The organism is Nitratidesulfovibrio sp. SRB-5 (genome assembly GCF_019931275.1).
In the GTDB taxonomy this organism is placed as follows: Bacteria; Desulfobacterota; Desulfovibrionia; order Desulfovibrionales; family Desulfovibrionaceae; genus Cupidesulfovibrio.
In genome coordinates this window covers 69,004-95,222 of record NZ_JAIOTY010000003.1, presented here as the reverse complement: position 1 = coordinate 95,222, position 26,219 = coordinate 69,004, and the positions used below count along the sequence as shown (strand labels likewise).

At 69.8% G+C, this 26,219-nt stretch carries 18 protein-coding genes; 7 read left to right on the top strand and 11 right to left on the bottom strand.

What is annotated here, in order from left to right; all coding sequences use genetic code 11:
- Positions 1–420: 420 nt before the first annotated feature.
- From K6142_RS14470 to ald, 3 genes are all read left to right on the top strand, one after another.
- Entirely contained in the window at positions 421–957 is a 537-nt protein-coding gene (locus K6142_RS14470; RefSeq protein ID WP_223290443.1) for a PaaI family thioesterase, read from the top strand.
- Positions 958–1,014: 57 nt separating this feature from the next.
- Positions 1,015–2,811, top strand: coding sequence for a sigma-54 interaction domain-containing protein (locus K6142_RS14465; RefSeq protein WP_190245739.1), 1,797 nt, complete (start codon positions 1,015–1,017; stop codon positions 2,809–2,811).
- Positions 2,812–3,176: 365 nt separating this feature from the next.
- Positions 3,177–4,292, top strand: coding sequence for an alanine dehydrogenase (ald, locus tag K6142_RS14460; protein ID WP_190245740.1), 1,116 nt, complete (start codon positions 3,177–3,179; stop codon positions 4,290–4,292).
- A gap of 228 nt (positions 4,293–4,520) precedes the next feature.
- On the opposite strand, the gene K6142_RS14455 is transcribed toward ald, so the two are convergent.
- The 3 genes from K6142_RS14455 to K6142_RS14445 are packed head-to-tail and all read right to left on the bottom strand — an operon-like array spanning position 4,521 to position 10,217.
- The gene (locus K6142_RS14455) at positions 4,521–5,828 is read right to left on the bottom strand and encodes an ABC transporter permease (RefSeq protein ID WP_223290444.1); all 1,308 of its coding nucleotides are present in this window, start codon (positions 5,826–5,828) and stop codon (positions 4,521–4,523) included.
- Between the two features lie 10 nt (positions 5,829–5,838).
- Entirely contained in the window at positions 5,839–9,147 is a 3,309-nt protein-coding gene (locus K6142_RS14450; protein ID WP_190245741.1) for an ATP-binding cassette domain-containing protein, read from the bottom strand.
- Positions 9,144–10,217 carry an HlyD family efflux transporter periplasmic adaptor subunit gene (locus K6142_RS14445; protein ID WP_223380916.1) on the bottom strand — a complete coding sequence of 358 codons (1,074 nt, stop codon included), beginning with the start codon at positions 10,215–10,217 and terminating at the stop codon, positions 9,144–9,146. The genes K6142_RS14450 and K6142_RS14445 overlap by 4 nt, the downstream gene beginning before the upstream one ends.
- 142 nt (positions 10,218–10,359) lie before the next feature.
- On the opposite strand from K6142_RS14445, the gene K6142_RS14440 reads away from it, so the two are divergent.
- From K6142_RS14440 to K6142_RS14430, 3 genes are all read left to right on the top strand, one after another.
- Entirely contained in the window at positions 10,360–11,097 is a 738-nt protein-coding gene (locus K6142_RS14440; RefSeq protein WP_223290509.1) for a TetR/AcrR family transcriptional regulator, read from the top strand.
- Entirely contained in the window at positions 11,094–12,809 is a 1,716-nt protein-coding gene (locus K6142_RS14435; RefSeq protein ID WP_223380915.1) for an efflux transporter outer membrane subunit, read from the top strand. Before K6142_RS14440 ends, K6142_RS14435 begins: the two co-directional genes overlap by 4 nt.
- A gap of 198 nt (positions 12,810–13,007) precedes the next feature.
- Positions 13,008–13,184 (top strand): hypothetical protein, encoded by a 177-nt coding sequence (locus K6142_RS14430; protein WP_190245746.1) that lies wholly within the window; start codon positions 13,008–13,010, stop codon positions 13,182–13,184.
- Between the two features lie 141 nt (positions 13,185–13,325).
- On the opposite strand, the gene K6142_RS14425 is transcribed toward K6142_RS14430, so the two are convergent.
- The 8 genes from K6142_RS14425 to K6142_RS14390 form a co-directional block, all read right to left on the bottom strand.
- Positions 13,326–13,856: a MarR family winged helix-turn-helix transcriptional regulator gene (locus K6142_RS14425; protein ID WP_190245747.1), complete on the bottom strand. Its 531-nt coding sequence runs from the start codon at positions 13,854–13,856 to the stop codon at positions 13,326–13,328.
- Entirely contained in the window at positions 13,853–15,451 is a 1,599-nt protein-coding gene (locus K6142_RS14420; protein ID WP_223290445.1) for an efflux transporter outer membrane subunit, read from the bottom strand. Before K6142_RS14420 ends, K6142_RS14425 begins: the two co-directional genes overlap by 4 nt.
- Positions 15,444–18,680: an efflux RND transporter permease subunit gene (locus K6142_RS14415; protein ID WP_190245748.1), complete on the bottom strand. Its 3,237-nt coding sequence runs from the start codon at positions 18,678–18,680 to the stop codon at positions 15,444–15,446. The genes K6142_RS14420 and K6142_RS14415 overlap by 8 nt, the downstream gene beginning before the upstream one ends.
- A 24-nt stretch (positions 18,681–18,704) precedes the next feature.
- Positions 18,705–19,922, bottom strand: coding sequence for an efflux RND transporter periplasmic adaptor subunit (locus K6142_RS14410; RefSeq protein WP_190245753.1), 1,218 nt, complete (start codon positions 19,920–19,922; stop codon positions 18,705–18,707).
- 366 nt (positions 19,923–20,288) lie between these two features.
- Positions 20,289–21,116: a TetR/AcrR family transcriptional regulator gene (locus tag K6142_RS14405; RefSeq protein WP_190245749.1), complete on the bottom strand. Its 828-nt coding sequence runs from the start codon at positions 21,114–21,116 to the stop codon at positions 20,289–20,291.
- A 301-nt stretch (positions 21,117–21,417) separates the two neighbouring features.
- A complete protein-coding gene (locus K6142_RS14400) occupies positions 21,418–22,263 on the bottom strand; it encodes a DUF169 domain-containing protein (protein WP_190245750.1) in 846 nt (281 codons plus the stop codon).
- 121 nt (positions 22,264–22,384) lie between these two features.
- A complete protein-coding gene (locus K6142_RS14395) occupies positions 22,385–22,861 on the bottom strand; it encodes a MarR family winged helix-turn-helix transcriptional regulator (RefSeq protein ID WP_155860547.1) in 477 nt (158 codons plus the stop codon).
- A gap of 213 nt (positions 22,862–23,074) precedes the next feature.
- The gene (locus K6142_RS14390; protein ID WP_041727555.1) at positions 23,075–23,446 is read right to left on the bottom strand and encodes a TraR/DksA family transcriptional regulator; all 372 of its coding nucleotides are present in this window, start codon (positions 23,444–23,446) and stop codon (positions 23,075–23,077) included.
- A 428-nt stretch (positions 23,447–23,874) separates the two neighbouring features.
- On the opposite strand from K6142_RS14390, the gene K6142_RS14385 reads away from it, so the two are divergent.
- Positions 23,875–25,950: a lysophospholipid acyltransferase family protein gene (locus tag K6142_RS14385; RefSeq protein WP_223290447.1), complete on the top strand. Its 2,076-nt coding sequence runs from the start codon at positions 23,875–23,877 to the stop codon at positions 25,948–25,950.
- Positions 25,951–26,219 lie beyond the last annotated feature (269 nt).

Below are 26,219 nucleotides of genomic sequence, written 5' to 3'. Positions count from 1 at the left end.
GTGGCGTGGCGTACGGCTGTGGTGGGCATGCGGCAGGGGGGGGGCCGCCAGCGAGTTTGCCAGGCTAGTTCGCCAGACGTGCCCGCCAGACGTGCTTGCCAGACGCGTTTGTACATTTATGGATGCGACGGGGCAGGCTGGTGGCGCGCGGGCGCGTTGCCGTCGGAAGCCCGTCCTGCATAGCCTTGCGCGGTACGGCAGGCAAGCGGTGTGCGGTGTTGCACCCCTGTGGCCGCTCCGTTGCCCCTCGACAAGGTGGGGGTCCTGCCGCTACGGTGCGCCTTGTGCCCGACCGTTTCACGCTTTCGTGAATCGGCCCGATTCGCTCATGTCCGATTCGCTCATGTACGGCCTGCCCCTGCCTGTTCCGGTCATGGCCGTTCCGTTCACGCAGTTGCGCGCATCCCGCGCGGAGACGCCATGTCCACTCCCCCGTCCGGCACACCGTCCGCGCCGCATGCCGCAGCCGCCGCCGGTTCCGGTACCCCCGCATCCCCTCCTGCGCCCGCTCCTGATGGCGACATGGAACACGTCCGCCGGTTCATCGCCGAGCGCGACATGTTCGCCAAGCACCTGGGCATCGAGATCACCGAGGCCGCGCGCGGCTACGCCCGCGCCGTCATGCCCCTGGATGCGCACCACCGCAACGGCGTGGGCATGGCCCACGGCGGGGCCATCTTTGCCGTGGCCGACCTGGCCTTTGCCGTGGCCTGCAACACGCGGGGCAGGGTCAGCGTGAACCTGAACACCTCCATCTCGTTCCTGGCGCCCGGCAAGCGCGGGCCGCTGACGGCCGAGGCGCGCGAGATCAGCGCCGCCCGGCGGGTGGCCACCTACGAAATCCGCATCACCGACGGCGAAGGCACGCTCATCGCCATCTGCCAGGCCACCGCCTACAGCAAGGACCAGCCGGTGCCCGGCATGGATTCCGCCGGCAAATCCCGGAGCGCGGACTAGCCGCACCATCCACCACAGGGAAGCCGCAACGCCCACCCCGTACCGGAAGACGCACGCATGAAACTACGAATGGAATGCATCTTTCGAGACCGGGTGGGCATCGTGTCCGACCTTTCCTCGCTGCTGGCCGGGCAGGCGCTGTCCATCGTCTCCATGGAAGTGGAGCGCCGCCCCGGCGGTGCGGCGGCCACCCCCTCCACGTGCGCCATTTCCGGCCTGACCCCCGGCCCGGCTTCCGCCCCCTCTCCGGTCCCTGCCCCGGCTCACGCCCCTGCGCCCGGCATGGACCGCGCCTTCGTGTACCTGGAGGCGGACAGCTCGCGCGACGTGGACCGCGCCGCCCTGTTCGAGACGCTGGGCCGCATCCCCGATCTGCTGGAATTCCGCATCGTGGACACCCTGCCCGCCGAGGAGCGCGCCAACCGCTTTCTGGTGCTGCTGGACAACCTGCGCGACGGGGTGCTGTCCATCGACGCCGAGGGGCGGGTGACCTCCATCAACAAGGTGGCCCGCGAGGCCTACGGGTGTGCCGGGGCACCGGGCGTGTCCGGTACATCGGGCTCGCCGGGCGGCACCCCCGCCGCCGACCTGTCCGGCCTGCCGCTGGACGCACTGGGCCTGCCCGACCGGGGCATCCTGGATTGCCTGTCCGGGCGCGAACTGGTGGACGCCAAGCGCGAGGTGGCCACCCCGGGCGGCGGGCGGCTGCAATTCTTTGTCACCCGCAGGCCCATCCGCGACGGCGAAGGGCGCATCATCGGCGCGGTGGAAGTGGCCCGCGACATGCGCGAAATCCGCAAGCTGGCCCGCTCCATCACCGAGCCCGCGCAGGTGACCTTCGGCGACATCGTGGGCCAGCACCCGGCCATCGGCTTTGCCATTTCGTTTGCCCGGCGCGTGGCCGCCGCCGATTCCATCATCGCCATCCGGGGTGAAAGCGGCACCGGCAAGGAGCTGTTCGCGCGGGCCATCCACACCGCCAGCGGGCGGCAGGGGCCGTTCGTGCCGGTGAACTGCGCGGCCTTGCCGGAACAGCTGCTGGAAAGCGAGCTGTTCGGCTACGAGGCCGGAGCCTTCACCGGCGGGCGGCGCGAGGGCAAGCCCGGCCTGTTCGAGACGGCGCGCGGCGGCACGGTGCTGCTGGACGAGATAGGCGACATGCCGCTGGCCTCGCAGGCCAAGATGTTGCGGGTGATGCAGGAGGGCAGCGTGCGCCGGGTGGGCGGCACGGCGGAGGTGCCCGTGGACGTGCGCATCATCACCGCCACCAACCGCACCCTGGAGCGGCTGGTGGAGGAAGGGCGCTTCCGGCAGGACCTGTACTACCGCATCAACGTGTTGCCCATTCACATTCCGCCGCTGAAGGAACGGCCCGAGGACATCGCCGTGCTGGCCGAGCACTTTCTGCTGGGGCTGGCCGCCCGGCTGGGCGGGCCGGTGCGCACCCTTTCGCCGGGGGCGCTGGCGCGCCTTGCGGGCCACCACTGGCCGGGCAACGTGCGCGAACTGAAGAACGTGGTGGAACGCGCCGCCATCCTGTGCCCGGACGATGCGGTGGGTGCGCGGTTCATCCTGTTTGCCCACGAGCTGGAAGGCGGGCTGTTCGGCGAGTCGGCCCGGCTGGCCGACGGCGTGGCCGATACCGTGGCCGATGCGGCGGCGCTGGCCTCTGGCCACGAGCATCATGGGGATGGCGAGGGGCGGCTCAAGGACATGATTGCCGTTTTTGAAAAACGGATCATCGTCGATGCCGTGGCCGCCGCAGGCAGTGTGCGCAAGGCGGCGAGAAAGCTTGGAATTTCCCATACCGCCCTGCTCGACAAGCTGCGGCGGCATGGTTTGAGAATGGTCTGAAAACTTACCAGCGGTCCGAAATGTTTCCACGCTCCCTGCGGCATCATTTCGGGTTTTATGCGCTGTTTATTTGAACAGTGGTCTGATTTATTTCCACTTTGGGTGCGATGCCTGGCCGTGCCGCTTCCATTCCCCGCCGTTCCCCTTCCCTGCCCCTCTTCTTTTTGCACACGCAACTCACTGGTCCGATTTGCGTTTTTGTGACTCGCCCGGAAATTTCGGCGTTTCGTCCGATTTTCCGGCAAGTTGGCAAGGCGTTTGCTTTGGTGGGGCTGCGCCCGCGCGGGCGCGCCCTGTCCGGGGTTTTCACAGCGCACCGCAACGCACCGCAACGCGCCGCACCACCGGCGTATCTGGAGGCTCAGATGATCGTTGGCATCCTGAAGGAGATCAAGAAGGAAGAAAACCGCGTCGCCATGACCCCCGCCGGGGTCGAGGTGATGGTGCACGCCGGGCACACCCTGCTGGTGGAAAAGAACGCCGGTGCGGGCAGCGGCTTTGCCGACGAAGCCTACGTGGAAGCGGGCGCCACCATCGTGGCCACCCCGGCCGAAATTTACGCCAAGTCCGACATGGTCATGCACGTCAAGGAGCCGCAGGCGTCCGAATACGGCATGATCCGCCCCGGCCAGATCGTGTTCACCTACCTGCACCTTGCCGCCGACGAACCGCAGACCCAGGCCCTGATCAAGAGCGGCGCGGTGTGCATCGCCTACGAAACCATCCAGAAGGCCGACGGCAGCCTGCCCCTGCTCACCCCCATGAGCGAAGTGGCTGGCCGCATGGCCATCCAGCAGGGCGCCAAGTACCTGGAAATGGCCCAGGGCGGCAACGGCGTGCTGCTGGGCGGCGTGCCCGGCGTGGACCCCGGCACCGTGGTGGTCATCGGCGGCGGCGTGGTGGGCACCCATGCGGCCCGCATGGCCTGCGGCCTGGGCGCCAAGGTGTACATCCTGGACATGAACCTGGACCGCCTGCGCCACCTCAGCGAAGTGATGCCCTCCAACTGCTTCCCGCTCATGTCTTCCCCGGCCACCGTGCGCAAGCTGGTGCGCGAGGCCGACGTGGTGGTGGGCGCGGTGCTGGTTACCGGCGCCAAGGCCCCCAAGCTGGTCACCCGCGACATGCTGAAGACCATGAAGAAGGGCGCCGTGATGGTGGACGTGGCCATCGACCAGGGCGGCTGCTTCGAAACCTCGAAGGCCACCACCCATACCGACCCCACCTTCGTGGTGGACGGCGTGGTGCACTACTGCGTGGCTAACATGCCCGGCGCGGTGGCCAAGACCTCTACCCTGGCCCTGACCAACGCCACCCTGCCCTACGCGCTGACCATCGCCAACAAGGGCTGGAAGCGCGCCATGCAGGACAGCTGCGAAATCGCCAAGGGCGCCAACGTCATCGACGGCAAGATCACCTTCAAGGGCGTGGCCGAGGCCTTTGGCCTGGACTACGTTTCCGTGGATACCTTCCTGAATTAGTCCCCCTTCCGGGCGGACCTGATGCTGCACCTCCGCGCGGGGCCGGGCGGACCGCCCGCCGCCCGGCCCGCGCACCGCATTTCCCCGACCCCTGCCTTTGCATTCCCGGCCCGTCGCGGACGTTCGTCGCGTCCACGACCAAAGGCCCGCCCTACGGGGGGCGGGCCTTTTTTCTTTGGTGTCTGATGTCGCCCCGGCGGGGCACGGGAACAAGGCGGCGCGTACCGGCTACTGGATGCGGTGCCGGAACAGCCACCCGGCGGCGGCCATGCACACCGCGCCGATGAGCGCCAGCGGCCACAACTGCGGGGCCAGCAGTGTCAGGTCCGCCCCTTCCAGAAACACCCCCCGCACCACGATGAGTATGTAGCGCATGGGGTTCACCAGGGTCAGCCACTGCACCGGCTCGGCCATGTTGGCGATGGGCGTGGCGAAGCCGGAAAGGATGGCGGCGGGCATGGTGAACAGGAACATGCCCAGCAGCCCCTGTTGCATGGTCACGGACAGGGACGAGATCATCAGGCCGATGCCCACCACCGAGAACAGGAACAGCACCAGCCCGGCGTACAGGGTCAGCAGGCTGCCGCGCAGGGGCACCCCGAACCAGAACACCGCCATGGCCACGATGAGCGAGGCCTCGAACAGCCCCACCAGAAAGCCGGGGGCCGCCTTGCCGATCAGCAGTTCCGTGGGCCGGTAGGGGGTGACCAGCATCTGGTCGAAGGTGCCCTGTTCGCGCTCGCGGGCCACGGACAGGGCGGTGATTATCAGCGTGACCACCATGGTCACCATGACCACGATGCCCGGCACGAAAAACCACCGGCTGAGCAGGTTGGGGTTGTGCCACGCCCGCGTCAGCAGCGTGGAGGGCCGGGGTTGCCCGCCGTGGGCGGCCACGTAACGCGCGCCATAGTCGTCCACGATGGAGGCCATGTAGTTGAGGGCAAGCCCGGCGGTATTGGAGTTGCGGCCATCGGCGATGGCCTGGACCACTGCCTGCGAGGGGGCCACGGACGGGGCAGGGGCAGGGACGGTGGAGGTCGCGGCGGTGCCGGAAGAATCCCCGCCGCTGCCCGCATCGGCGGCGACCGGTTGCCCCACCCCGCCGCGCAGGGTCAGGGCGCGCTCGAAGCCCTGCCCGATGCGCAGCACCAGCCGTACCTGTCCGGCGTCGAGCAGTCGGGCCATGTCCGCATCGCGGTGCAGGTATTCCACCACGCGGAAGGTGGGCGACCCGGCCACCCGCGCGGCCAGTTCGCGCGAGGCCGCGCTGCGGTCCTCGTCGTAGATGGCGCAGGGCACGTCCACCAGGTCGAAGGTGGCGGCATAGCCGAAGATGATGGTCTGGAGCAGCGGCGGCAGGATGACCACGGTGCGGCTTTTGGGGTCTTTCAGCAGGGTCAGGAATTCCTTGGCGATGAGCGCCAGCAGGCGGTGCAGCAGGGCCAGCGGGCCGGACTGCGCGGAGTGGCGGTCGTACCGGTCAGGCTGGCCGGAAGTGCGCGCGGGGGGGGATGCGGTGGTGCGGTCGTGCATGGTGTATCCCCTAGTCCAGCCGTTTGCGACACCGCAGCCTCGCCACGGTAAGAAAGAAGAACGCCAGCGCGGCAAGGGCCAGCGCGTTGGGCACGATGACCTCCCATACCTCGCCCGCCAGAAAGATGGTCTTCAGCAGGGTGGCGAAGTAGCGCGCCGCAATGACGTACGACACCGCCTGCACGAAGCCGGGCGTGCTTTCCAGGTCGAAGATGAACCCCGACAGGAACAGCGCGGGCAGAAAGGTGGCCAGCAGCGCGGCCTGACCGGCGATGAACTGGTTGCGCGCCAGCACCGAGATGAACAGCCCCATGCCCAGCGCGGCGGTGAGGAACAGCGACGAGGCCCCGGCCAGCACCGCCAGCGAACCGCGCAGGGGCACCCCGAACAGGTACAGGGCCATGATTACGGTCAGCACCATGCCCCCCATGCCCAGCACGAAATAGGGCAGCAGCTTGCCGGTGAGCAGTTCGCCCATGCGCACCGGGGTCACCAGCAGGGCCTCCATGGTGCCGCGTTCCCACTCGCGGGCCATGACCATGGCGGTCAGCAGGGCGCCAGTCAGGGTCATGATCAGCACCATCAGCCCGGGCACCAGAAAGTAGCGGCTGTCCGAGGTGGGGTTGAACCACATGCGCGTGGCCAGCCGCACCGCCGGAACCTGCCCGGCAGCGGCGACGCGCCCGGACAGCCAGCTTTGCCACACGCTGGTGACGTAGCCGGACACGGTGCGGGCGTTGTTGGGGTCCACCCCGTTGACGATGAGCTGCACCGGCACGGTGCCCGCATCGCCTGCCGGGGGCGCGCCGTCGGGGCGTGCCGCCCCGCCGGTGGCGCCACCGGTGGCATCGGACAGGCGGCGGGCAAAGTCGGATTGCAGGTGCACGATGGCGTCCACCCGCCCGGCGCGCAGGTCTTGTTCCGCCCGGCGCATGTCGGTGACCACGCGGGGGCGGAAGGTGTCGGCCAGCAGCAGGCGCGCGGCGAATTCCATGGCCTCCGGCCCCAGATCGTCGGTCACGATGGCCACGGGCACGTCGCGGGCGTCCAGGCTGATGCCGTAGCCGAACAGGAACAGCAGCACCACCGGCATGACCAGCGCGATGGCGATGGCGCTGGGGTCGCGCACCACTTGCAGCCATTCCTTGCGCAGCAGGCCGCGCATGCGCAGCAGCAGGCCGCGCAGGGCGCTGGGGCGGATGTCCTGCGCTTGTCCGGCGGGGACGGGATGGGCGGCGTCCGGGGTGCCGGAGAGGGGGAGCATGCCGGGCCCGGAAGACGGCGCGGTCTGACCGGGCGTGCCAGCCACGTCAGCCACGCCCTTCACGCCAGTCGCCCCAGTCGCGCCGGGCGCCTTGGCCCTGTGCCGTTCCGCCAGCGCGATGAAGGCCCGTTCTATGGTGGCCTGGCCGGAGGCGTGCCCCGGCGCATCCCGCTGGCCGTCGTCCCTTTGCGCAGCTTCGCGCGGGCCGTCCGTTGTCTCGTCCGCCGCTGGCGCCAGGGCGCGGATTTCCGCCGGGGTGCCCAGGGCCAGCACCTCGCCGCCCACCAGAATGGCCATGCGGTCGCAGTATTCCGCCTCGTCCAGGAAGTGGGTGGTGACGATGACCGTGACGCCCGACTCCGCCAGCGCGGTGATGCGCCGCCAGAATTCGCGCCGGGCCAGCGGGTCCACGCCCGAGGTGGCCTCGTCCAGGAACAGGATGTCCGGCTCGTGCATCAGGGCGCAGGCCATGGCCAGCCGCTGGCGGTAGCCCAGCGAAAGGTCGCCGCTCTGGGCGTCGGCCACGTCGGCCAGGTCGAAGTCGCGCAGGGCCCAGGCCATGCGCGCATCGCGCGCGGCTCCGTACAGGCCATAGGCGCTGGCGAAGAAACGCAGGTTTTCCAGCACGGAAAGCTGTCCGTACAGCGAAAACTTCTGGGCCACGTAGCCCACCCGGCGGCGGGCGGCGGCGGGTGCGCGGCGCAGGTCCACCCCGGCCACGCGCAGGCTGCCGCCGGTGGGCGGCAGCAGGCCGCAGAGCATCCGGAAGATGGTGGATTTGCCCGCGCCGTTGGGGCCCAGCAAACCGAAGATTTCGCCGCGCCGCACGTCGAAGCTGGCCCCCTTCACGGCCATGAACGTGCCGAAGCGGCGCTCCAGGCCGCGCACCTCGATGACCGGCGTGCTGTCCAGGTGGCTGTCCGGGTGGCTGTCCGGGTGACTGTTCGGGGGTTCGGCAGCCTGTGCGGATGGTTGGCCCGGCGCGGGACAATCCGGTGCGTCTGTTGCAGATGCGTATGGGGCAGGGGTGGCGGCGGGCAGGGCGTCCCGCCCCGGCGCGGGCCTGTCGTCCGTGCCCGCCTCTTGCGGGAGGGCGGCGAACAGGGCCAGAAAACCGTCCTCGAAGCCGGGTGCGCGGGGGTGCAGGCGGCCGATTGTGCCCGGTGCGGATTCCCCTTCCGTCAGCAGCCCGCTTTCCACCAGCGCCCGTGCCGCCTGCGGGGTTTCCGTCAGCAGGCGCACCCCGCCCGCGTGCAGCACGGCGTCGGTCACGCCGGGGGCCGCGGACAGCAAGGTCTGGGCCGTGCGGGCGCGCATGGCCGGGGTGACGAACCACGTCCGGCCCGTGAGCGGGCGGGTGAAGTGGCCGGGCGCGCCGTCGCCCACCAGTCGCCCGTGGTGCATGATGGCCACCCGGTCGCAGTGCTCCGCCTCATCCAGATAGGCGGTGCTGACCAGCACGGTGATGCCGTGCTCGCGCACCAGCGAGAACACGATGTTCCACAGCTCGCGCCGCGACAGCGGGTCCACGCCCACGGTAGGTTCGTCCAGCAGCAGCAGGCGGGGCGAGCGCACCAGGGTGCAGGCCAGCCCCAGCTTCTGCTTCATGCCGCCGGAAAGCCGCCCGGCCAGCCGGTCGAGAAACGGGGCAAGGCCGGTCATGCGCATCAGCGCGGGCCAGCGTTCGGCCTTCTGCGCGGCGGATACCCCGTGCAGGTCGGCGTACAGGGAAAGGTTTTCGGCCACGGAAAGGTCTTCGTACAGGCCGAAGCGCTGGGGCATGTACCCGATGGCCGACTGCACGGCCTGCGCCTGCGCCACCGTGTCGCGGCCCAGCACGGTCAGGCTGCCCGCGTCGGGCAGCAGCAGCCCGGCGGCCAGGCGCAGCAGGGTGGTCTTGCCCGCGCCGTCCGGCCCCAGCAGGCCGTTGATGGTGCCGGGCGCGAGATCCAGGGTCACGTCGTCCACGGCGCGGACGACCGCTCCCCCGGCGCCCGGCGCGGGAAAGGTCCGGCACAGCCCGCGTGCGGCAAACACGGGCGAAGGGGCTGTCATTGCGGGGCTCCGGCCTGCGCGGCGGGAGACGCTGCGACCGTGGCGTTGGCCTGGCTTGCCTCGCCGGTACGCACGGGCACCACGTGGCCCTCGCGCAGGGTTACCGTGGCGGGCATGCCCAGGCGCAGCACGTCGTCGGGGTCGCGCACGAACACACGGGCCTCGTACACCAGCGAGGTGCGCAGTTCCGGCGTTTCCACGTTGCGGGGGGTGAATTCCGCCGTGGGCGAGATGAACCCCAGCCAGCCTTCCAGCGGCTGGCCGGGCCGCGCGTCGATGCCCACCTCTGCGGGCATGCCTTCGTGCACCCGGCCAAGCTGGGTTTCCGTCAGGTAGGCGCGCACCCATTTGGGGTCGGTAATGGCCACGGTGCACACCGGGCGCTGGGCAGAGGCCATGTCGCCCGGCTCCAGCAGGCGCGAGCGCACCACCCCGGACGAGGGGGCGCGCAGTTCGCTGTCCGCGCGGCGCTGCTCCAGCACGGCCAGGTCGGCCCGCTGGGCGGCCAGCGCGGCGCGGGCCTCGTCGATGTCCTCGCGCCGGGGGCCTTCCTCCACCAGGGCCAGCTGGGCCTGGGCCACCCGCAGGCGGGCGGCGGCGCGGTCGTGCGCGGCCAGGGCGTCGTCCACGTCCTGCTCGCGCGCGGCCCCGGTGCCGGACAGGGCGCGCAGCCGGTCGTAGGTGCGGCGGGCGTTGTCCAGTTCCACGGCGGCGGCATCGGCATCGGCGCGGGCGCGGCGTTTTTCCTGCGGGCGCGATCCGTTTTCCAGCCGGGCCAGCGCGGCGGCCTGGGCGACCACGCGGGCCTTGGCGCGGGAAATCTCGCGGTCCAGGCGGTCCGTTTCCAGCACGGCCACCAGCGCGCCGGGGGCCAGCCGGTCGCCTTCGCGGGCCAGCACGCGGGCCACCCGTTCGGCGTCCTTGAAGGCCAGGGAAACCTGGCGCAGGTCCACGTTGCCGTACAGCACCACCGGCCCCGCGTCGGGCGCGGGGCGCAGGGCGCGCCAGGCCAGCACGCCGCCGACCATGCACAGCGCCAGCACGGCGAGGACGAGAATGCGTTTCTTCATGCGCTGCTCCGGGGACACGCAGGGGCGCGTGGTGTCAGTTCCAGAATGGTGACGCCAGCCTAGTTGGCTGTCGGACAGAAGTCAAATTCAAATTTTAATTTTGAATTTGACACCAGCCCTGCGCTCATCCTATAGCATGAGCATGAAGAAGTCGCCCGGTCAGAGTAGCAACCACGGTGTCAGCCCACGGCAGGGCCGTGAACAGGGTCGCGAGCAGGGCCGTGACTCCACCCGCCAGCGCCTGCTGGAGGCGGCGGGCATGGCCTTTGCCGAGCACGGCTACGACCGGGCCACCGGCAAGGAAATCTGCGAGCGGGCCGGGGCCAACCCCGCGGCCATCAACTACCATTTCGGCGGCAAGGACAAGCTGTATGCCGCCGCCCTGCACGAGGCGCACCGCCGCTTTCTCACCGCAGAGGACCTGCGTGCGGCGCTGCCGCCCGGCACGCCCCCGGCGGAACGTGTGGGCATCATCATCCGCGACCTGCTGTCCAACCTGCTCACCACGGACCCTTCCGCCTGGCAGCTCAAGCTGATGACCCAGGAAATGATGCGGCCCACGCCCTTCCTGGACGAACTGGTGCGCGTCGAGATCGTGCCCAAGTCCATGTTTCTGCGCGGGGCGGTGGCCGACCTGCTGGGGCAGCCCGACAGCCATCCGTCCGTGCAGTTTTCGTGCATGAACATCATTGCCCTGTGCCTCAGCCAGTACCTGAACCGCGAGATTTTCAGCCGGGTGTTTCCCGGTCTTGCCCTTTCGGCGGACGGACTGGAACTGCTCACCGCACACACCCTGTCCTTCGTCACCGGCGGGCTGCGGCAGGTGGCCGCCACATTGCCGGGGTTGCCGGGGTCGCCCTTGCCGCAGGAGAAACCATGAACGCCGACCACGCTCCGGAACGACGCACCCGCTCCTTCCGCCTTTCCCGTTGTGGCGGATGGCTGCCCCTCGGCTTGATGCCGTCTGGCCTTTTGGCAACCGGCCTGATGGTAACCGTCCTTGCGCTGTCCGGTTGCGCCGTGGGGCCGGACTACGACCGCCCCGCCCCGCCCGCCGCGCCCACGGAATGGAGCGCGGCCAAGACCCGTCCCGATATTTCCGGTGATGTTTCCGGCAGCGGCGCCCCTGCCGAGTCTGCCGGTTCGGTGGCCACCCGCGCCGCCGTGAGCGTCGCCACCCCGGACGGCCAGTGGTGGGAACGCATGGGCGACCCGCAGCTGTCGGAACTGGTGGCCATGGCCGTGGGGCACAACAACGACGCCCTCATGGCCGCCGCCAACCTGCGCGAGGCCCGCGCCGTGGTGGGCGTGGCCCGTGGCGCCCTGCTGCCGGCAGCGGCGGCGGGCGGCAGCTTCGAGCGCAGCCGGGTAAGCACCAACACCCTTACCGGGCAATCGCTGGAAATGGCCCGCATGCCCATTGAAAGCGACCTGTACCAGGCCGGGTTCGACGCCCGGTGGGAAATAGACATCTTTGGCGGCGCCCGGCGCGGCGTGGAAGCGGCCCGCGCCCGGCAGCAGGCGGCGGAGGCGGGGTTGTCCGACGTGCTGCTTTCGGTGGCGGCGGAAACGGCCCGCGCCTACGTGGAGTTGCGCGGCGCGCAGGCCCGGCTGGACGTGGCCGAACGCAACGCAGAGGCCCAGCGGCGCACCCTGGAGCTGGTGCGGCTGCGCCGCGACGTGGGCGTGGCCAGCGACATGAACGTGTTGCAGGCCGAGGCCCAGTTGCAGCGCACCGAGGCCCTGGTGCCCCCGCTGCGCGCCGCCACGGATGCCGCCATCCACCGGCTGGGTGTGCTGTGCGGCCTGCCCCCGGCGGCACTGCGCGACCGGCTGGCCCCGCGCGCGCCCCTGCCCGCCGTGCCCGACCTGGTGCCCGTGGGCCTGCCTTCGGACCTTCTGCTGCGCCGCCCGGACATCCGCCGGGTGGAGCATGAACTGCACGCGGCCACGGCGGACATAGGCCAGCGCGAGGCGGACCTGTTTCCCAAGTTCTCGCTCACCGGTTCTTACGGGCTGAACAGCATTCATTTTTCCGACCTGTTCCGCGACGACAGCCGCGCCTGGACCATCATGCCCGGCGTGCGCTGGGCCATCTTCGAGGGGGGGCGCACCCGCGCCGCCGTGGCCGCGCTGGAGGCCCGGCGCGAGGCCACCCTGGAGCGCTGGCGCAAGACCGTGCTGGTGGCCTTTGAAGAGGTGGAAACCTCGCTGGCCCGCTACGCCGAAGCGTTCGTGGAACGCGAGCGGCTGGCCCGTTCGCTGGAGGCGCAGGCCGAGGCCACCCGGCTGGCCAAGGTGCGCTACACGGAAGGCGTGGACGACCTGCTGACCGTGCTGGACGCCGAGCGCCGCCAGCTGGAAGTGGAAGAGGCCCTGGCCCGCAGCCGCTCCGGCGTGCTGCTGCATCTGGTGTCGCTGTACAAGGCCCTGGGGGGCGGCTGGCCCGAGGGAAGTGCGGGGGCCGGACCTGATGCGGCGCCGGACCCGGCGGCCACTTCTGCCGTTTCTGCCACTTCTGCCACTTCTGCCACTTCTGCCACTTCTGCCACTTCTGTAAGTGGAGCCGCTGGCGCGGCCTCGCCGCAGTAGCCCCGACAACGGCACGGCGCTGCCGTGTCCCCGAAAGGGGCTTGCGCGGGGGCGCGCTCCGTGCCATGACGGCGCACCGTCCGGTGGTGCCTGTCCGGTACCGCGCGGTGTCGGGCGCCATGCCCTCGGGGCGGCACCTGGCACATTTCCCTCCCGTTCCTTTTTCCGGACGGAACAGACCGTTGCAAAGGAGGCCCCATGCCCGTCATTCCCATGATCCTGACAGTGCTCGGCGCGTGGCTGTGGTACCAGGCATTCGTGGCGTGGAAGCGCCACAAGGCCGGTGACCCCAAGGCCCGGAACGTGGCCATCGTCTGCGTGGTGGGCGCGGTTGTCGCCATGGTCGGCGGCGTGCTGGGCGGCCTGCCCCGCTAGGCACGGCCTATCGCCGTCCGCACCGCACGAATGAAAAACGCGGCGTCTTCCTGCGAAGACGCCGCGTTTTCGTTATGGCAGGGGGAGTGCGGCGTGCACCGCCTTACCGCCCGTTCGTTCCTTCGTCCGCCCGTCGGGCTGTCAGTCCGTGGTTTCGGGGCGGCAGGGTTCGCACCCCGCCTCGCCGCCGTCCTGGCTGCCCAGGGCATTCAGTTTGTCCAGCAGGCGCAGCATCACCGCGTGGGCGATGACCACATGTTCCTCGGGAATGTCGTCCATCAGTTCGTCCCGCAGGGCAAAACCGGTGTCCAGCATGGCGTCGTAGACCGGGCGGGCCTGGTCGGTCAGGGCCACCAGCTTCACCCGGCGGTCGGTTTCCGACGGCTGGCGACGCACCCAACCTTCCTTTTCCATGCGGTCCAGCAGCCGCACCAGGGTGGGGCCTTCCACGCCCAGCAGTTCGGCCACGCGGCCCTGCGGCAGCGTGCCGTGTTCGGACAGCAGCCAGATGACCACCCAACTGGTGTCGGACAGCCCCATGGGACGGAAGCGCCGGTCGAACTCGGCCCGCCAGGCGCGGCCCAGTTCCTTCACGGTGTGGCCGAAGCCGTGCGTGCCATGGCGCTCGGCCCGGTCCACACGGCAACGGCGACAGCGAAGGGCGTCGCTCATTGCGCGGCCGCCACGGGCTTTTCAGGCTGGGGCGCGGCTTCGGACGCGTCTGCTGCATGTGGGGCCTGCGGGGCAATGCCCGCCCAGCCGCCGCCCAGTGCGCGGTACACATCCACCACAGCTGTCAGCTGGTCGCGCCGGGCCGACGCCAGCGAAACCTCGGCCTGGAACAGGCTGCGTTCGGCGTCCAGCACCTCGAGGTAGCTGGAATAGCCGTTGTCGTAGCGCAGCTTGGCAAGGCGCAGCGAGCGGCGCAACGCCTCCACCTGCGTGGTCTGCGCTTCCACCACCTCACGGGCCTTGCGGTTGGCCACCAGGGCGTTCTGGGCTTCGCGGAAGGCGTCCTGCACGGCCTTTTCGTACCCGGCCAGCGCGGCGCGCTGGCGCGCTTCCGCCGCTTCCACCCCGGCCTTGACCCGGCCAAAGTCGAAGATGGGCATGGAAACGCTGCCCGCGTACCGCCACGTGCCCGCCGGGCCGGTGAACAGCCGGGTGAGGTCGCTGCTTTCGTAGCCCAGCAGGCCGGTAAGCGAGATGGACGGAAAGTAGGCCGCCTTGGCCACGCCGATGCGCGCGCTGGCCGCCGCCAGTTGCTGTTCCGCCTGGGCCAGGTCCGGGCGGCGTTCCAGCAGGGCCGAAGGCAGCCCGGCGGGCACGCTGGGGGGCACGGGCGCTGTGTCCACGGCCAGGCCGCGTTCCACGGTGCCGGTCACGATGTCGCGCGGGCTTCTGCCGGTAAGCACGGCCAGCGCCGTTTCGGTGGCGGATACGCCGTTTTCCAGCGTGTGCACGCTGGAGCGGGCGGACGCTGCCTCCGCCTCGGCCTGGCGGTAGTCCAGTTCGCTGGTCAGGCCCAGTTCATGGCGCACCTTGCGCAGTTCCTGCGTGGATTCGCGCGAGGCCAGCGTGTTGCGGGCGATCTGGAGTTGCTGGTCGTAGGCGCGCAGGTCGAAGTAGGTGCGGGCCACTTCGGAAACCAGAGCCAGACGCACGGTGTCGCGCGCGGCCATGGTGGACAGCAGGTCGGCCCGCGCCGCCTCGCTGGCGCGGCGGTAGCGGCCCCACAGGTCCATTTCGTACGACAGGGCGCCGCCCGCGTTGTGCAGATCCTGCACGCGGGTGGATTCATCGAACGAATTGAAGCCGTCCAGCGAATAGCGCTGGCGCTGCGATGCGCCCTGCGCGTCGATGCGGGGCATCTGGTTGGCCCGGGCAAGGCCCAGCTGGGCGCGGGCCTCGTCCACGTTGGCGATGGCCTTGGCCAGGTCGCGGTTGTGGTCCAGTGCCGAGGCCACCAGGGCATCCAGTGCCGGATCGCCGAAGCCCTTCCACCAGCCGTCCTGCACGGTGCCCGTGTCCGCAGTGCCCGCGCGCCAGGCGTCGGGCAGGTCCATGGCGGGGCGGGCGTGGTCGGGGCCGAAGGAGCACCCGGCCAGCGTGGCCGCCAGCATGGCCGTTGCCAGCATGGCCGCCAGCCGCCGGGGGGCCGGGCGTGCCGGGGCGGCCGCATGCCGCCCCTTGCCGTATGTGAAGCCCGTCAGGCCCGTCAGGCCCGTCAGGCCAGTCATGCCAGTCAGGCCAGTCATGCTAGTCATGGCGCTTCTCCTTGTTGCAGGCGTCGTCGCCCGCGCCCGCCACGTTGTCCGGCGGCAGGTCTTCGAAGGCCGAGTGGCGTTCCTCTTCGCAGTACTTGCCCACGGCCATGGTGCGCATGGCCTCGGTGCCGCGCATGCGTTCGCTCACGCCCATGATCAACCGGTAGAACATGGGGATGAAGAAGGTGGCGATGAAGGTCGCCGCCAGCATCCCGCCGATGACGCCGGTGCCGATGGAGTGGCGGCTGGCCGCGCCCGCGCCGCTGCTGATGGCCAGCGGCACGCAGCCCAGCACGAAGGCCAGCGAGGTCATGATGATGGGGCGGAAGCGCAGGCGGGCGGCCTCGATGGCCGATTCCACCAGCGAAAGCCCCTCGTGCCGCTTGATCACCGCGAATTCCACGATGAGGATGGCGTTCTTGGCCGCAAGGCCGATGAGCGTGACCAGCGAGATCTGCAGGTACACGTCGTTGGCAAGGCCGCGCAGCCACACTGCGGAGATGGCCCCGAACAGGGCGAACGGCACGGCCATGATGACCGCCAGCGGCAGCGACCACTTTTCGTACTGCGCCGCCAGGATCAGGAAGACCATGACCAGGCCCAGCACGAACACCAGCGACGACGAGCCGCCGGTCTGCTTTTCCTGGTAGGCGGAACCGGACCAGGCCAGGGTGTATTCCGGCGGCATGACCTCCGCCGCCACTTCTTCGATGGCGGCGATGGCCTGGCCGGAGCTGTACCCGGGGGCGGGGCCGCCCACCACCTTGGCGGCGGGGAACACGTTGAAGCGCTCCACCACTTCGGGGCCGGTCACTTCCTGCACGTCCACCAGCGAGGTGAGGGGGATCATCTCGCCCGAGGTGGCCCGCACGAACACGTTGGCCACGTCCGCCGGGCGGGCGCGGAAGTCGGCCTCGGACTGCATCTGCACCTTGAAGGTGCGACCGAACTTGTTGAAGTCGTTCACGTAGCTGGCGCCAAAGGTGGCCTGCATGGTGTCGAAGATGGTGTTCACCGGCACGCCCAGGGCCTTTGCCTTGTTGCGGTCCAGGCTGATGAACAGCTGCGGCGCGTTGGCGCTGAAGGTGGTCTGCACGCCCGCCAGTTCAGGCCGCTTGGAGGCGGCGGCGATGAACTTGCCCACCATGCCCGCCAGGGCCTTGCTGTCGCCTTCGCCGCGGTTCTGCACGTACAGTTCGAAGCCGCCGGTGTTGCTCATGCCCGAGATGGGCGGCGGGTTGAAGGCCAGCACGATGCCTTCCGGCACGCCCATGCCCACGCCGAACACCTTGCGGGCGTAGTCGAACGAAGACTGCCCCGCGCCCTTGCGCTCGTCCCACGGCTTCAGCGGCACGAACGAGGTGACGAAGTTGGGCTTGGGCACCCCGGACAGCAGGTCGTAGCCGGTCAGGGTGATCAGGTTGGCCACGCGGGGGTCTTCCATGTGGCTCTTGTCCATCAGGTCGGCCACCACGCGGGTGCGTTGCAGGCTGGCCCCGTCGGGCAGGATGGACAGGCCGATGATGTAGCCCTGGTCTTCGTCCGGGGCGAGGCCGCCGGGCACCACCTGGAAGAGATGCCAGGTCGCGCCGCCCAGGCAGGCGAACAGCACCAGCGCAAGGCCCGCGCGGCGGATCAGGAAGGCCACCCCGCCGGTGTAGCGGTGGGTGACGCGTTCGAACCAGTTGTTGAACCAGCGGAAGAACGCGGGCGGCTCATGATGGCCGGGCTTCAGCATCAGCGCGCACAGGGCGGGCGTCAGCGTCAGGGCCACCAGGCCGGAGATGACCACCGACACCGCGATGGTGATGGCGAACTGCTTGTACATCTGCCCGGCAAGGCCGCCCATGAAGGCCACGGGAACGAACACCGAGCACAGCACCAGCACGATGGCGATGACCGGCCCGGTCACTTCCTCCATGGCCTTGATGGTGGCCTTGCGCGGCGTCAGCCGCTCGGAGGACATGATGCGTTCCACGTTTTCCAGCACCACGATGGCGTCGTCCACCACGATGCCGATGGCCAGCACCAGACCGAACAATGTCAGCGTGTTGATGGAGAAGCCCAGCGCGTACATGCCCGCGAAGGTGCCCACGATGGACACCGGCACCGCAAGGCAGGGGATGAGCGTGGCCCGCCAGTTCTGCAGGAACAGGAACACCACCAGGAACACCAGCACCATGGCTTCCACCAGGGTGTGCACCACCTCGGTGATGGAGATGCGCACGAACTTGGTGGTGTCGTAGGGGATGGAGTAGCTGATGCCGTCGGGGAAGCGCTGCGACAGCTCCTGCATCTTTGCGTCCACGCGGTCGGCGGTTTCCAGCGCGTTGGCGCCGGGCGTCAGGAACACGCCCACGGCCACGGTGGGCTTGCCGTTGAGCTGGGTGCGGACGTCGTAGTCCTTGGCGCCCAGTTCCACGCGGGCCACGTGCTTGAGCAGCAGGGTGGAGCCGTCGGGCTCTGCCCGCAGGATGATGTTTTCGAATTCCTCGGGGTTGGTCAGGCGCCCCTTGGTGGTGACCAGGTAGTTCAGTTCCAGCGGGCTGCTGGACGGTTCCTGGCCGATGCGCCCGGCGGCGAACTGGGCGTTCTGCTCGCGGATGGCCAGCGCCACGTCGCCGGGGGTCAGCTTGAGCTGGGCCAGCTTGTCCGGGTGCAGCCAGATGCGCATGGAATAGTCCTTGGCGCCGAAGATGGAGGCATCGCCAACGCCCGGAAGGCGCTTCAGCTCGTCCACCACGTTCACCAGGACGTAGTTGCTGATGTAGACCGAATCGTACCGCCCGTCGGGCGAGAACATGTTCACCACCTGAAGGATCGAGGGCGACCGCTTGGTCACGGTGACGCCCTGGCGGCGCACTTCCTCGGGCAGGGATGCGGTGGCGGCCTGCACGCGGTTGTTGACGTTGATGGTGGCCTGGTCGGGGTCGGTGCCCACGGCGAAGGACACGGAAATGGTCATCTGGCCGTTACCGGCGCTGACCGAGTTCATGTACAGCATGCCGTCCACGCCGTTGATCTGCTGTTCCAGCGGCGAGGCCACCGTGGCCGCGATGACCTCGGGGCTGGCGCCGGGATACACGGCGGAGACGATGACCTGCGGCGGAACGATTTCCGGGTACTGCGCGATGGGCAGCGCTCGCATGGCCATGAACCCCGCCAGCATGATCACGATGGAGATCACGCACGCGAAGATGGGGCGATGGATGAAGAAACGCGATATCATGGCAAATCCTGCTGAGGGCGCGGGCTAGGAACCCTGGTTTGCGGCCTTGGTCGCGTTTCCTGCGGGGGCCCCGTTCTGGCCGTTCTGGCCGGTTTGGGCTTCGCGCGGCTGGCCGATGGTCACCGGCTGGCCGGGGCGCACCTTCAGAAGGCCTTCGACCACGATGCGTTCACCGGGGGCCAGGCCCTTTTCCACGATGTACTGGTTGTCGATGGGCAGGCTGATTTCCACGGGGCGCGGCTGGGCGATGTCGCCTTCGCCGATCACCCACACCATGGGGCCCTGCTGGGTTTGCAGCACGGCGCGCTGGGGAATGGCCAGGGCGTTGTTGTAGACGGCGCCGCTCATGACCACGCGCACGAACTGGCCGGGCAGCACTTCCGCCTCGGGGTTGGGGAATTCGGCGCGCACGCGGATGGTGCCGGTCAGCGGGTCCACCAGCGGGTCGATGAAGTTCACCGTGCCGGTGCGCTTGTAGGTGGAGCCGTCGATGAGCCGCACGGTGACGTCGTAGCCCTTCTTGGGCAGGGTGATGCGCCCTTCCTCGCGCATGCGGCGCAGCCGGAACAGGTCCACGCTGGGCGCGGAGAAGTTCACGTACACCGGGTCCACCTTGGATATGGTGGTCAGCAGGCTGCCTTCGGCGGTGGTGGTGACCAGGCTGCCCTCGGAGCGGGTTTCCTTGCTGGTCATGCCCGAAATGGGGGCTTCGACGCGGGTGTAGCCAAGGTTGATGCGCGCGGTCTTCACGCGGGCGCGCGCTTCTTCCAGCGCGGCCTTGGCCGAATCGAACTCGGCCACGGCGTCGTCGCGGTCCTTCTGGCTGACGGCGTTCTCGCGGTACAGGGGCAGCACGCGGTCGCGGTTGCTCTGGGCGCTTTGCAGGCGCGCCTCGGCCTGGGCCTGCTGGCCCAGCGCCTGGTCAAGGTCGGCCTTGAACGGTTCGGGGTCGATGTCGAACATCAGGTCGCCCTTCTTCACCGGGCGGCCTTCGGCGTAGGCGCGGCGCAGCAGGATGCCGCCCACGCGGGCGCGCACTTCCACCTCGCGCGAACCGGCCGTCTGGCCCACGTATTCGTAGGTCAGGGGCAGGTCGCGCGGCTGCACCTGCTGCACCACCACCAGGGGGGCGGGCATGGCCTTGGGCGCGGCGGATTCGTCCTTGCACCCGGTCAGCACGGCGGAAAGGGCCAGGACCAGGGCAAGCAGGCCCATGTGCAGGGCGGGCAGGGGCCGCGCCATGGCGGCGGCTCCGGCGCGGGCGCGGGGGGAAGGAATGGGGAAGCGGTGTTGCATGGGGTGGTTCCTCCTCGGCGCGGCGCGGGATGCGCCGGTGCGCCGACATGCGGGGCGGTTGGGTGTGTCTGTCGGAGTTCCGGCTGGTCGTGCCTGCCCGCGTTGCGACGGTGCGGGCCGGGAACGGGGGAATCCGGTAGGGTGCTATTCGGTAGTGTGCTATCGAAGTTTCGCGTTCTACATGGGGCTGCGGTGGCCGTCAACACCGTGCCGCCTCACTGTCCGGGGGGCGGTCGTTGCCCGTGGCGTCGCGCCGGGCGGGGTTGCCGCAAGCGGCGAGGCGGCGTGGCGTGCCCGGAATGCCACCCTGCGTCAGGCCGTGGGCGGTCCGGTTGTCTGGCAGGCGGCGGTGCCGGACATGGCCATGATGCCCCCCAGGGTGAAGCGGGTTACCCCTTCGGCGATGCGGTGCAACGCCTCCGGGGTCAGTTCCTCGTGTCCGTAGAAATGGACGATGGCGGCGCGGCCACTGTAGTGGAACGAAATGTGCCCGAAAATGGCCAGCAAGCAGGTGCGCAGCACGTCCGGGTCGTCCGCCGCCGGACCCAGCAGCCCGCGCAGGATGTCGGCCAGCAGGTCGTTGACCGGGGCGATGTGCTCGCGCAGCAGCCCGTCGCAGGCCGGGGTGGGGTCGATGAGTTCCAGCGACACCAGCTTGCCGTGCGCCTGGCTGACCGGGTCGTCGCCGCCGCCCAGGATGCGCTGCACCAGCCCGTGCACGAAGGCCCGCAGGCGCTCCCCGGGCGGGGAGGCGGGCGTTACGCCCACGTCCAGCGGAAAGGCGGCCTGGCAGGTGCGCATGTAGTGGTCCAGCATGGCGGCGTACAGGTTGTCCTTGCCGCCGAAATGATAGTTGACGGCGGCCACGTTGGCCCCGGCCCGACGGCAGATTTCGCGCACCGTGGCGGCGTTGTAGCCGTGCTCGGCAAACACCTCGGCGGCGGCGGCCAGCAGCCGTTCGCGCGTGCCCTGATCCTGCCTGCCGGACTGGTCCGGCCTGTCCTTGTCCGTCCTGGGCGGTCCGTCAAGCCTGTCCGGTCCGTCAAGCCTGTCCGGGGCGTCAAGCCTGCCCAGTCCATCGGGCAGGGACGTGCACTGGCGGTGATCCTGCCGTCCGTTCATGCGGCCATGGTCGCTCATTGCCCGCCCCCTGTCGTTTCACTGCTTGCCAACATCGTTTCAAATTCGGAATTCAATCATTGTTTGAAGCGTGGATATGCCTCCGGATGGTCCCTGTCAAGCTCCGTCCCGCTCCACGTGCGCCTGTCCTGTCGTCCTGACGTGCCGACTGATCCCTGCGCGAGGGGAGGGGAAAGGCGCGGCAGGGGTGATTGCAGACAGGGGATGCCATGGTGCCATGTCGTGGGCGGGGGGGAATGATTTTCCGTTCCGGGGGGCGGCGGCGCGCGGCCCCCCCGCGCGCCGCGCCCGCATGGGCGGATCAGTCCGCCGCAGCCTCGCCCCAGGCGCGCATGCTCTTGGCCACCTTCTTGCGCACGCCCTGCCAGGTATGGCGGGTAAGCGCGGAATGCTCCATGGCGTCCAGCATCTTGCGGTACATGGGCAGGGGCGCGGCAAAGCTCATTTCGTCGGTCTTCATGAACTTGCGGGCCGAAAGGTCGAACCCGCCGATCACCGCCCGTTCCTCGCCGCGCTGCTGGTAGGCCAGCGGCCAGGCAATGAGGGCGCCGCACCCCGCGCTGAAGGGCGAGGCCACGGCGTTGTGGTTGCCCGTGGCGTAGCAGGCCAGCGAAAACAGACCGTTGAGCGCCTCTGGCCGGACGAAGAAGGCCACCACCAACGGTTCCTCGCCGCCGTCGAACTGGTGCAGCGGCTTGAGCACGCAGTACTTGGCCGGGGCTTCCGGGGGCATGGTGTCATCCATGAAGGCGCGCATGGACGGATGGTCGGGCAGGTAGTGCTCGCCTTCCATGGGGGTGCCGGGAATGCCGGTGGTCACGTAGCAGATGTTGGTTTCCAGATAGGGCCGGTACATGCCGGAGTAAAAGCCGCCGCCCATGCAGCCGCATGCCTCGTGGCTGATCCACGCCGCCCGCTTTTTCCTGCGGGCCAGCCAGACATTGCCGAGCAGGCAGGAAAATTCGTTGGCAAAGGCCTTGTGCCAGTCGATCTGACCGGCGGCCTCGCGGTCGCGGGTAAAGATTTCACCGGGCTTGGGACCAAAGCCGTCTGCGGGCTTTGCGTCGGTGTAGTGCACGCCGAAGGGTTCCTCGTCGTGGCCCAGCAGTTCCAGCAGGCGTTGGGTGCGTTCGATGACGTTCTGCATGGTCTTCCTCCCGTGTTGGTGGGAATGGCAGGGCCGCACTGCGGCCCGGATCTCCATGTGGCGGACGGGCTGCGGGTGTGGCCCGGCGGTCCGTCGCGGCCGGTCGGTCCGGCTTTTTGGCTCAGCTGGCGGGCTCGGCGGCGAATCGGCGGTCAAGGCCGCGCAGGGTGTCCTTCACCGTGGCCAGCACCCGCATGCAGGTGGCGTGGTCCTGCGGGCTGACGTCCTGCAGCAGCAGGACCAGGGCTTCCTCGGCCACGGCGCGGCTGCGTTCCTTCAGGGCATCGCCCGCCTGCGTGGCGGTGACGACCTTGCGCCGGGCGTCGTCCGGGTAAGGGCTGCGGGTAATCAGCCCCTTGTCCTCCATGGTGGCCAGCAGGCGGCTCATGCCCGTCTTGTCCATGCACAGGGCGTGGGTCAGTTCGTCCTGCCCGATGGCGCCCCGGTTCCACACGAAAACCATGACCCCCCACTGCTCGCCGGTCAGGTCGATGCCCGCCAGGGCCATGCGGCGACGCAGAAAGGCCGCCATGAGGCGGCTGGCCGTGAAGGTCATGAAGCCGAGGGAGCCTTCCGGGTCGAAAAGGAAGTTGTTCATGTCAACCATTGTAGATCAATGGTTGTCGATGTCAACTGTTGGGGCGCCGCAATGCGGGGGCGAGACACATGCGCGAGGCGCGCGGGGCAGGCCGGGCAAGCGGGCGGGTGCGACGGGGCACGCGCTGCAAGCGGGCACGGCGCAGGTGCGCGGGGCGCACCCCGCGACGACGATGGGCGGAAAGGGACAGGGAGCGTCGGCCCGGCGCGGGGTCTAGCAGGCCCCGGCGCGGGCCGTGGCGGGCAAGGGGCGGCCCGTCTGCGTCTCCTGCTCCATCTGGCAGTGCACGCACAGCCGGGTGGTGGGGCGGGCCAGCAGGCGGGGCAGGGGAATGTCGTCGCCGCAGGCGTCGCACACGCCGTAGTCGCGGCTGTCCATGGCGCGCAGCACGCCTTCGATTTCGCGGATGCGCCGCCCGGCGCGGTCCAGAAGGGTCATGCTGAGGGTCAGTTCGCTGACGCGCGAGGCGAATTCGTTTTCGTCGGCGCAGGCTTCCACGCCGCCCTCCACCAGCAGCTGGCGGCGCAGGTGGGTCAGTTCGGCTTCGAGGCGGCGGCGGATTTCGGCGTGGTGGCGGTCGGTCATGGCGCGTTCCTTCCGTGGCGCGGCGCTGGCTGGCGGTCCGCGCGAGCTGCGGGGCATCCTGCTGGCCTGCGGCCTGTTGGCCTGTTAGGTGGACGTCCCCGGTTTCCGGACACTGCCCCTTCTGCCCCACGGGCGGCATTGCTGCGCGACGGCGCGGCGACGGGCCGCCGACAATCGGGTGACGCCCGCATCGTCCACTCCCCGCCCTGTTCCCCTTCACGCAATGTTCACCGACCGGTCATGGCTTCTCCGCGCGGCGCGTCTATCCATGCATGCGACAGGACTCCATTTCGCGGAACAGGCACGCAGCCGCCACGGCACGCAAGCCGCCCGCCGTGTGCCGTTACCCGGCATCGCGGACCCGCGCGACGCGGCCCGGTGCCCTCCGCGCCACCCGTCTCCGGCCAGTTGGCCGCCCAGGAGGACGCATGGACATGCTCCGCCCCCGCACCCCCGCCGCTTCAGCTCCGCATCATCATATGATGGATACGCCGCCGGACCCGATGGGCGGGGCGGCTTCCGCCCCATTTCCGGCGTGTCCGGAGCATTCGGCGCATCCGGAGCATCCCCGTTCGCTGGTGCCCGCCGCCGCCCGGCGCATTCCCGCGCCGCTGCGCATTCCGCTGCTGCACCTGCTGGGCGTGGGCCGCATCGACTCGCTGTACCGGTCCATGCCGCAGGGCGGAACGCCACTGGACTTCGCCCGCCTGGCCCTGGACGTGCTGGGGGTGTCCGTGCGGGCAGAGGCCGAGGGCTTCGAGGGCGTGCCCGCCACCGGCCCGCTCGTGATGGTGGCCAACCATCCCTTCGGCGCGCTGGAGGGACTGGTGCTGGCCAGGGCCTTGCTGCCGGTGCGGCCCGGCCTGCGCTTTCTGGCCAACTACATGCTGGCGGCGGTGCCGGAACTGCGCGAACTGATCTTTTCCGTGGATCCCTTCGGCGGGGACGGGGCGCAGCGCCGCAACATGGCGGGCCTGCGCCAGGCCATCCGCCACGTGGGCGAGGGCGGCGCGCTGGTGGTGTTCCCTTCGGGCACGGTGTCGCACCTGCAACCCTCGCGGCGCGAGATCACCGACCCCACGTGGCAGTCCACGGTGGGGCGGCTGGTGCGCCGCACCGGGGCCGACGCCCTGCCCCTGTACTTTCACGGGCGCAATTCCATGCTCTTCAACCTGATGGGCCTGTTGCACCCCGCAGCGCGCACGGCCATGCTGCCCAAGGAACTGCTGCGCAAGCGCAACACCACGGTCACCCTCAGCGTGGGGCGGCCCGTGGCCGCCGCCACCCTGAACGAACTGCCCGACGACGCAGCGCGCACCGCCTACCTGCGCATGCGCTGCTACGCCCTGAAACCCAGGCCGCGCCGGGTGCTGTCCCTGCCCCTGTCCATCCCCAAGTCCCTGCCCCTGCTCCTGCCGAGGAAAAGTGGCGCCGTGCCCGATGCCGTGGGCACTGCCGCCTCCGTTTCCGCCAGCCCCGCCAGCCCGGCGGCACGGCGCATGCGGCCCATCGCCGCCGCCCGCCCGCTGGAACTGCTGGAGGCGGAACTGGCGGCCATCCCGCCCGCAGACGTGCTGCTGCGCGAGGGGCCGTGGACCATCGTGGAAACCTCGGCGGACCGTTCGCCGGAACTGGTCCGCGAGATAGGCCGCCTGCGCGAGGTGACCTTTCGCGCGGTGGGCGAGGGCAGCGGCGCGCCGCTGGATCTCGACGCCTTTGACGCCGACTACCGCCACCTGATCCTGTGGCACGAGGACGACCGCGCCCTGGCCGGGGCCTACCGCCTGGGCGAGGTGGATGCCATCCTTGATGCGCAGGGCCAGCGCGGCCTGTATTCCACGTCGCTGTTCCGGTTCCGTCCGGAATTCTTCGGCGGCGCGCCCGCGCTGGAACTGGGCCGGGCCTTCGTGGCGGCGGACTACCAGCGCGACTACGCCCCCCTGCTGCTGCTGTGGAAGGGCATCGGCCGGTTCATCCTGAAGCGGCCCGGCGTGCGCCGCCTGTTCGGGCCGGTAAGCGTCAGCCTGGACTATACCCCGTACTCGCTGAACGCCATCATGGACTACCTGACCCGCCACCATGGCTGCCCGGCCACGGCCCGGCTGGTGCGGGGGCGCGCCACGCCCTCGCTGCGCCAGCCCGGCTGCCTGCGGCGCATCGAGCCCGCCGGGCTGGACTGGAACGGGCTGTGCGCGCTGGTGCGCGACATGGAAGGCGGGCGCACCATTCCCATCCTGTTCAAGCACTACCTGAAGCTGGGCGGACGCATCGCCACCTTCCACGTGGACCGCGCCTTCGGCTCGCTGGACGCCTTCCTGATCATCGACCTGCTGGAATCGCCGCCCCGCATGCTGCAACGCTTCATGGGCGCGGACGGGCTGGAACGCTACTACGCCCAGACCTCGCGCGACACCGGAGAGGGCGCCCCCGGGATGGAAGATGGGGCCGGTGCGGCCGGTTCGAACGGCAGGGGCGGGCTGGCCGCCGCGTCCGGGGGGGCATAGGTGACCGCCCAGTTGCTCTCCCGGTTGACAGATGCCGCCATGCGGGTACCCTTGCCGCCATATACCGGTGTAATGCCGCGCACGCCGCACGGTGGCGGCGCGGGCCGCAGGGGGCTGCGCGCCGTCCTGTCCGCGGGTCGGAACATGGGCGGCGGCATGCGCCGCGCGGCGGGACATGCGGCGGACTGTGCCGCGGGGTGCATGCTGCGCCTGTGCGCACTGCGCGGGCCTGCTCCCGCGCCCTGTCCCGCCCTGCCCGCGTGCGTGCC

Bases quoted from the DNA above. Each gene is read 5' to 3' on its own strand.
- K6142_RS14470 (WP_223290443.1), top strand. From the start codon at position 421: ATGTCCACTCCCCCGTCCGGCACACCGTCCGCGCCGCATGCCGCAGCC.
- K6142_RS14465 (WP_190245739.1), top strand. From the start codon at position 1,015: ATGAAACTACGAATGGAATGCATCTTTCGAGACCGGGTGGGCATCGTG.
- ald (WP_190245740.1), top strand. From the start codon at position 3,177: ATGATCGTTGGCATCCTGAAGGAGATCAAGAAGGAAGAAAACCGCGTC.
- K6142_RS14455 (WP_223290444.1), bottom strand. From the start codon at position 5,828: ATGCACGACCGCACCACCGCATCCCCCCCCGCGCGCACTTCCGGCCAG.
- K6142_RS14450 (WP_190245741.1), bottom strand. From the start codon at position 9,147: ATGACAGCCCCTTCGCCCGTGTTTGCCGCACGCGGGCTGTGCCGGACC.
- K6142_RS14445 (WP_223380916.1), bottom strand. From the start codon at position 10,217: ATGAAGAAACGCATTCTCGTCCTCGCCGTGCTGGCGCTGTGCATGGTC.
- K6142_RS14440 (WP_223290509.1), top strand. From the start codon at position 10,360: ATGAAGAAGTCGCCCGGTCAGAGTAGCAACCACGGTGTCAGCCCACGG.
- K6142_RS14435 (WP_223380915.1), top strand. From the start codon at position 11,094: ATGAACGCCGACCACGCTCCGGAACGACGCACCCGCTCCTTCCGCCTT.
- K6142_RS14430 (WP_190245746.1), top strand. From the start codon at position 13,008: ATGCCCGTCATTCCCATGATCCTGACAGTGCTCGGCGCGTGGCTGTGG.
- K6142_RS14425 (WP_190245747.1), bottom strand. From the start codon at position 13,856: ATGAGCGACGCCCTTCGCTGTCGCCGTTGCCGTGTGGACCGGGCCGAG.
- K6142_RS14420 (WP_223290445.1), bottom strand. From the start codon at position 15,451: ATGACTAGCATGACTGGCCTGACTGGCATGACTGGCCTGACGGGCCTG.
- K6142_RS14415 (WP_190245748.1), bottom strand. From the start codon at position 18,680: ATGATATCGCGTTTCTTCATCCATCGCCCCATCTTCGCGTGCGTGATC.
- K6142_RS14410 (WP_190245753.1), bottom strand. From the start codon at position 19,922: ATGGCGCGGCCCCTGCCCGCCCTGCACATGGGCCTGCTTGCCCTGGTC.
- K6142_RS14405 (WP_190245749.1), bottom strand. From the start codon at position 21,116: ATGAGCGACCATGGCCGCATGAACGGACGGCAGGATCACCGCCAGTGC.
- K6142_RS14400 (WP_190245750.1), bottom strand. From the start codon at position 22,263: ATGCAGAACGTCATCGAACGCACCCAACGCCTGCTGGAACTGCTGGGC.
- K6142_RS14395 (WP_155860547.1), bottom strand. From the start codon at position 22,861: ATGAACAACTTCCTTTTCGACCCGGAAGGCTCCCTCGGCTTCATGACC.
- K6142_RS14390 (WP_041727555.1), bottom strand. From the start codon at position 23,446: ATGACCGACCGCCACCACGCCGAAATCCGCCGCCGCCTCGAAGCCGAA.
- K6142_RS14385 (WP_223290447.1), top strand. From the start codon at position 23,875: ATGGACATGCTCCGCCCCCGCACCCCCGCCGCTTCAGCTCCGCATCAT.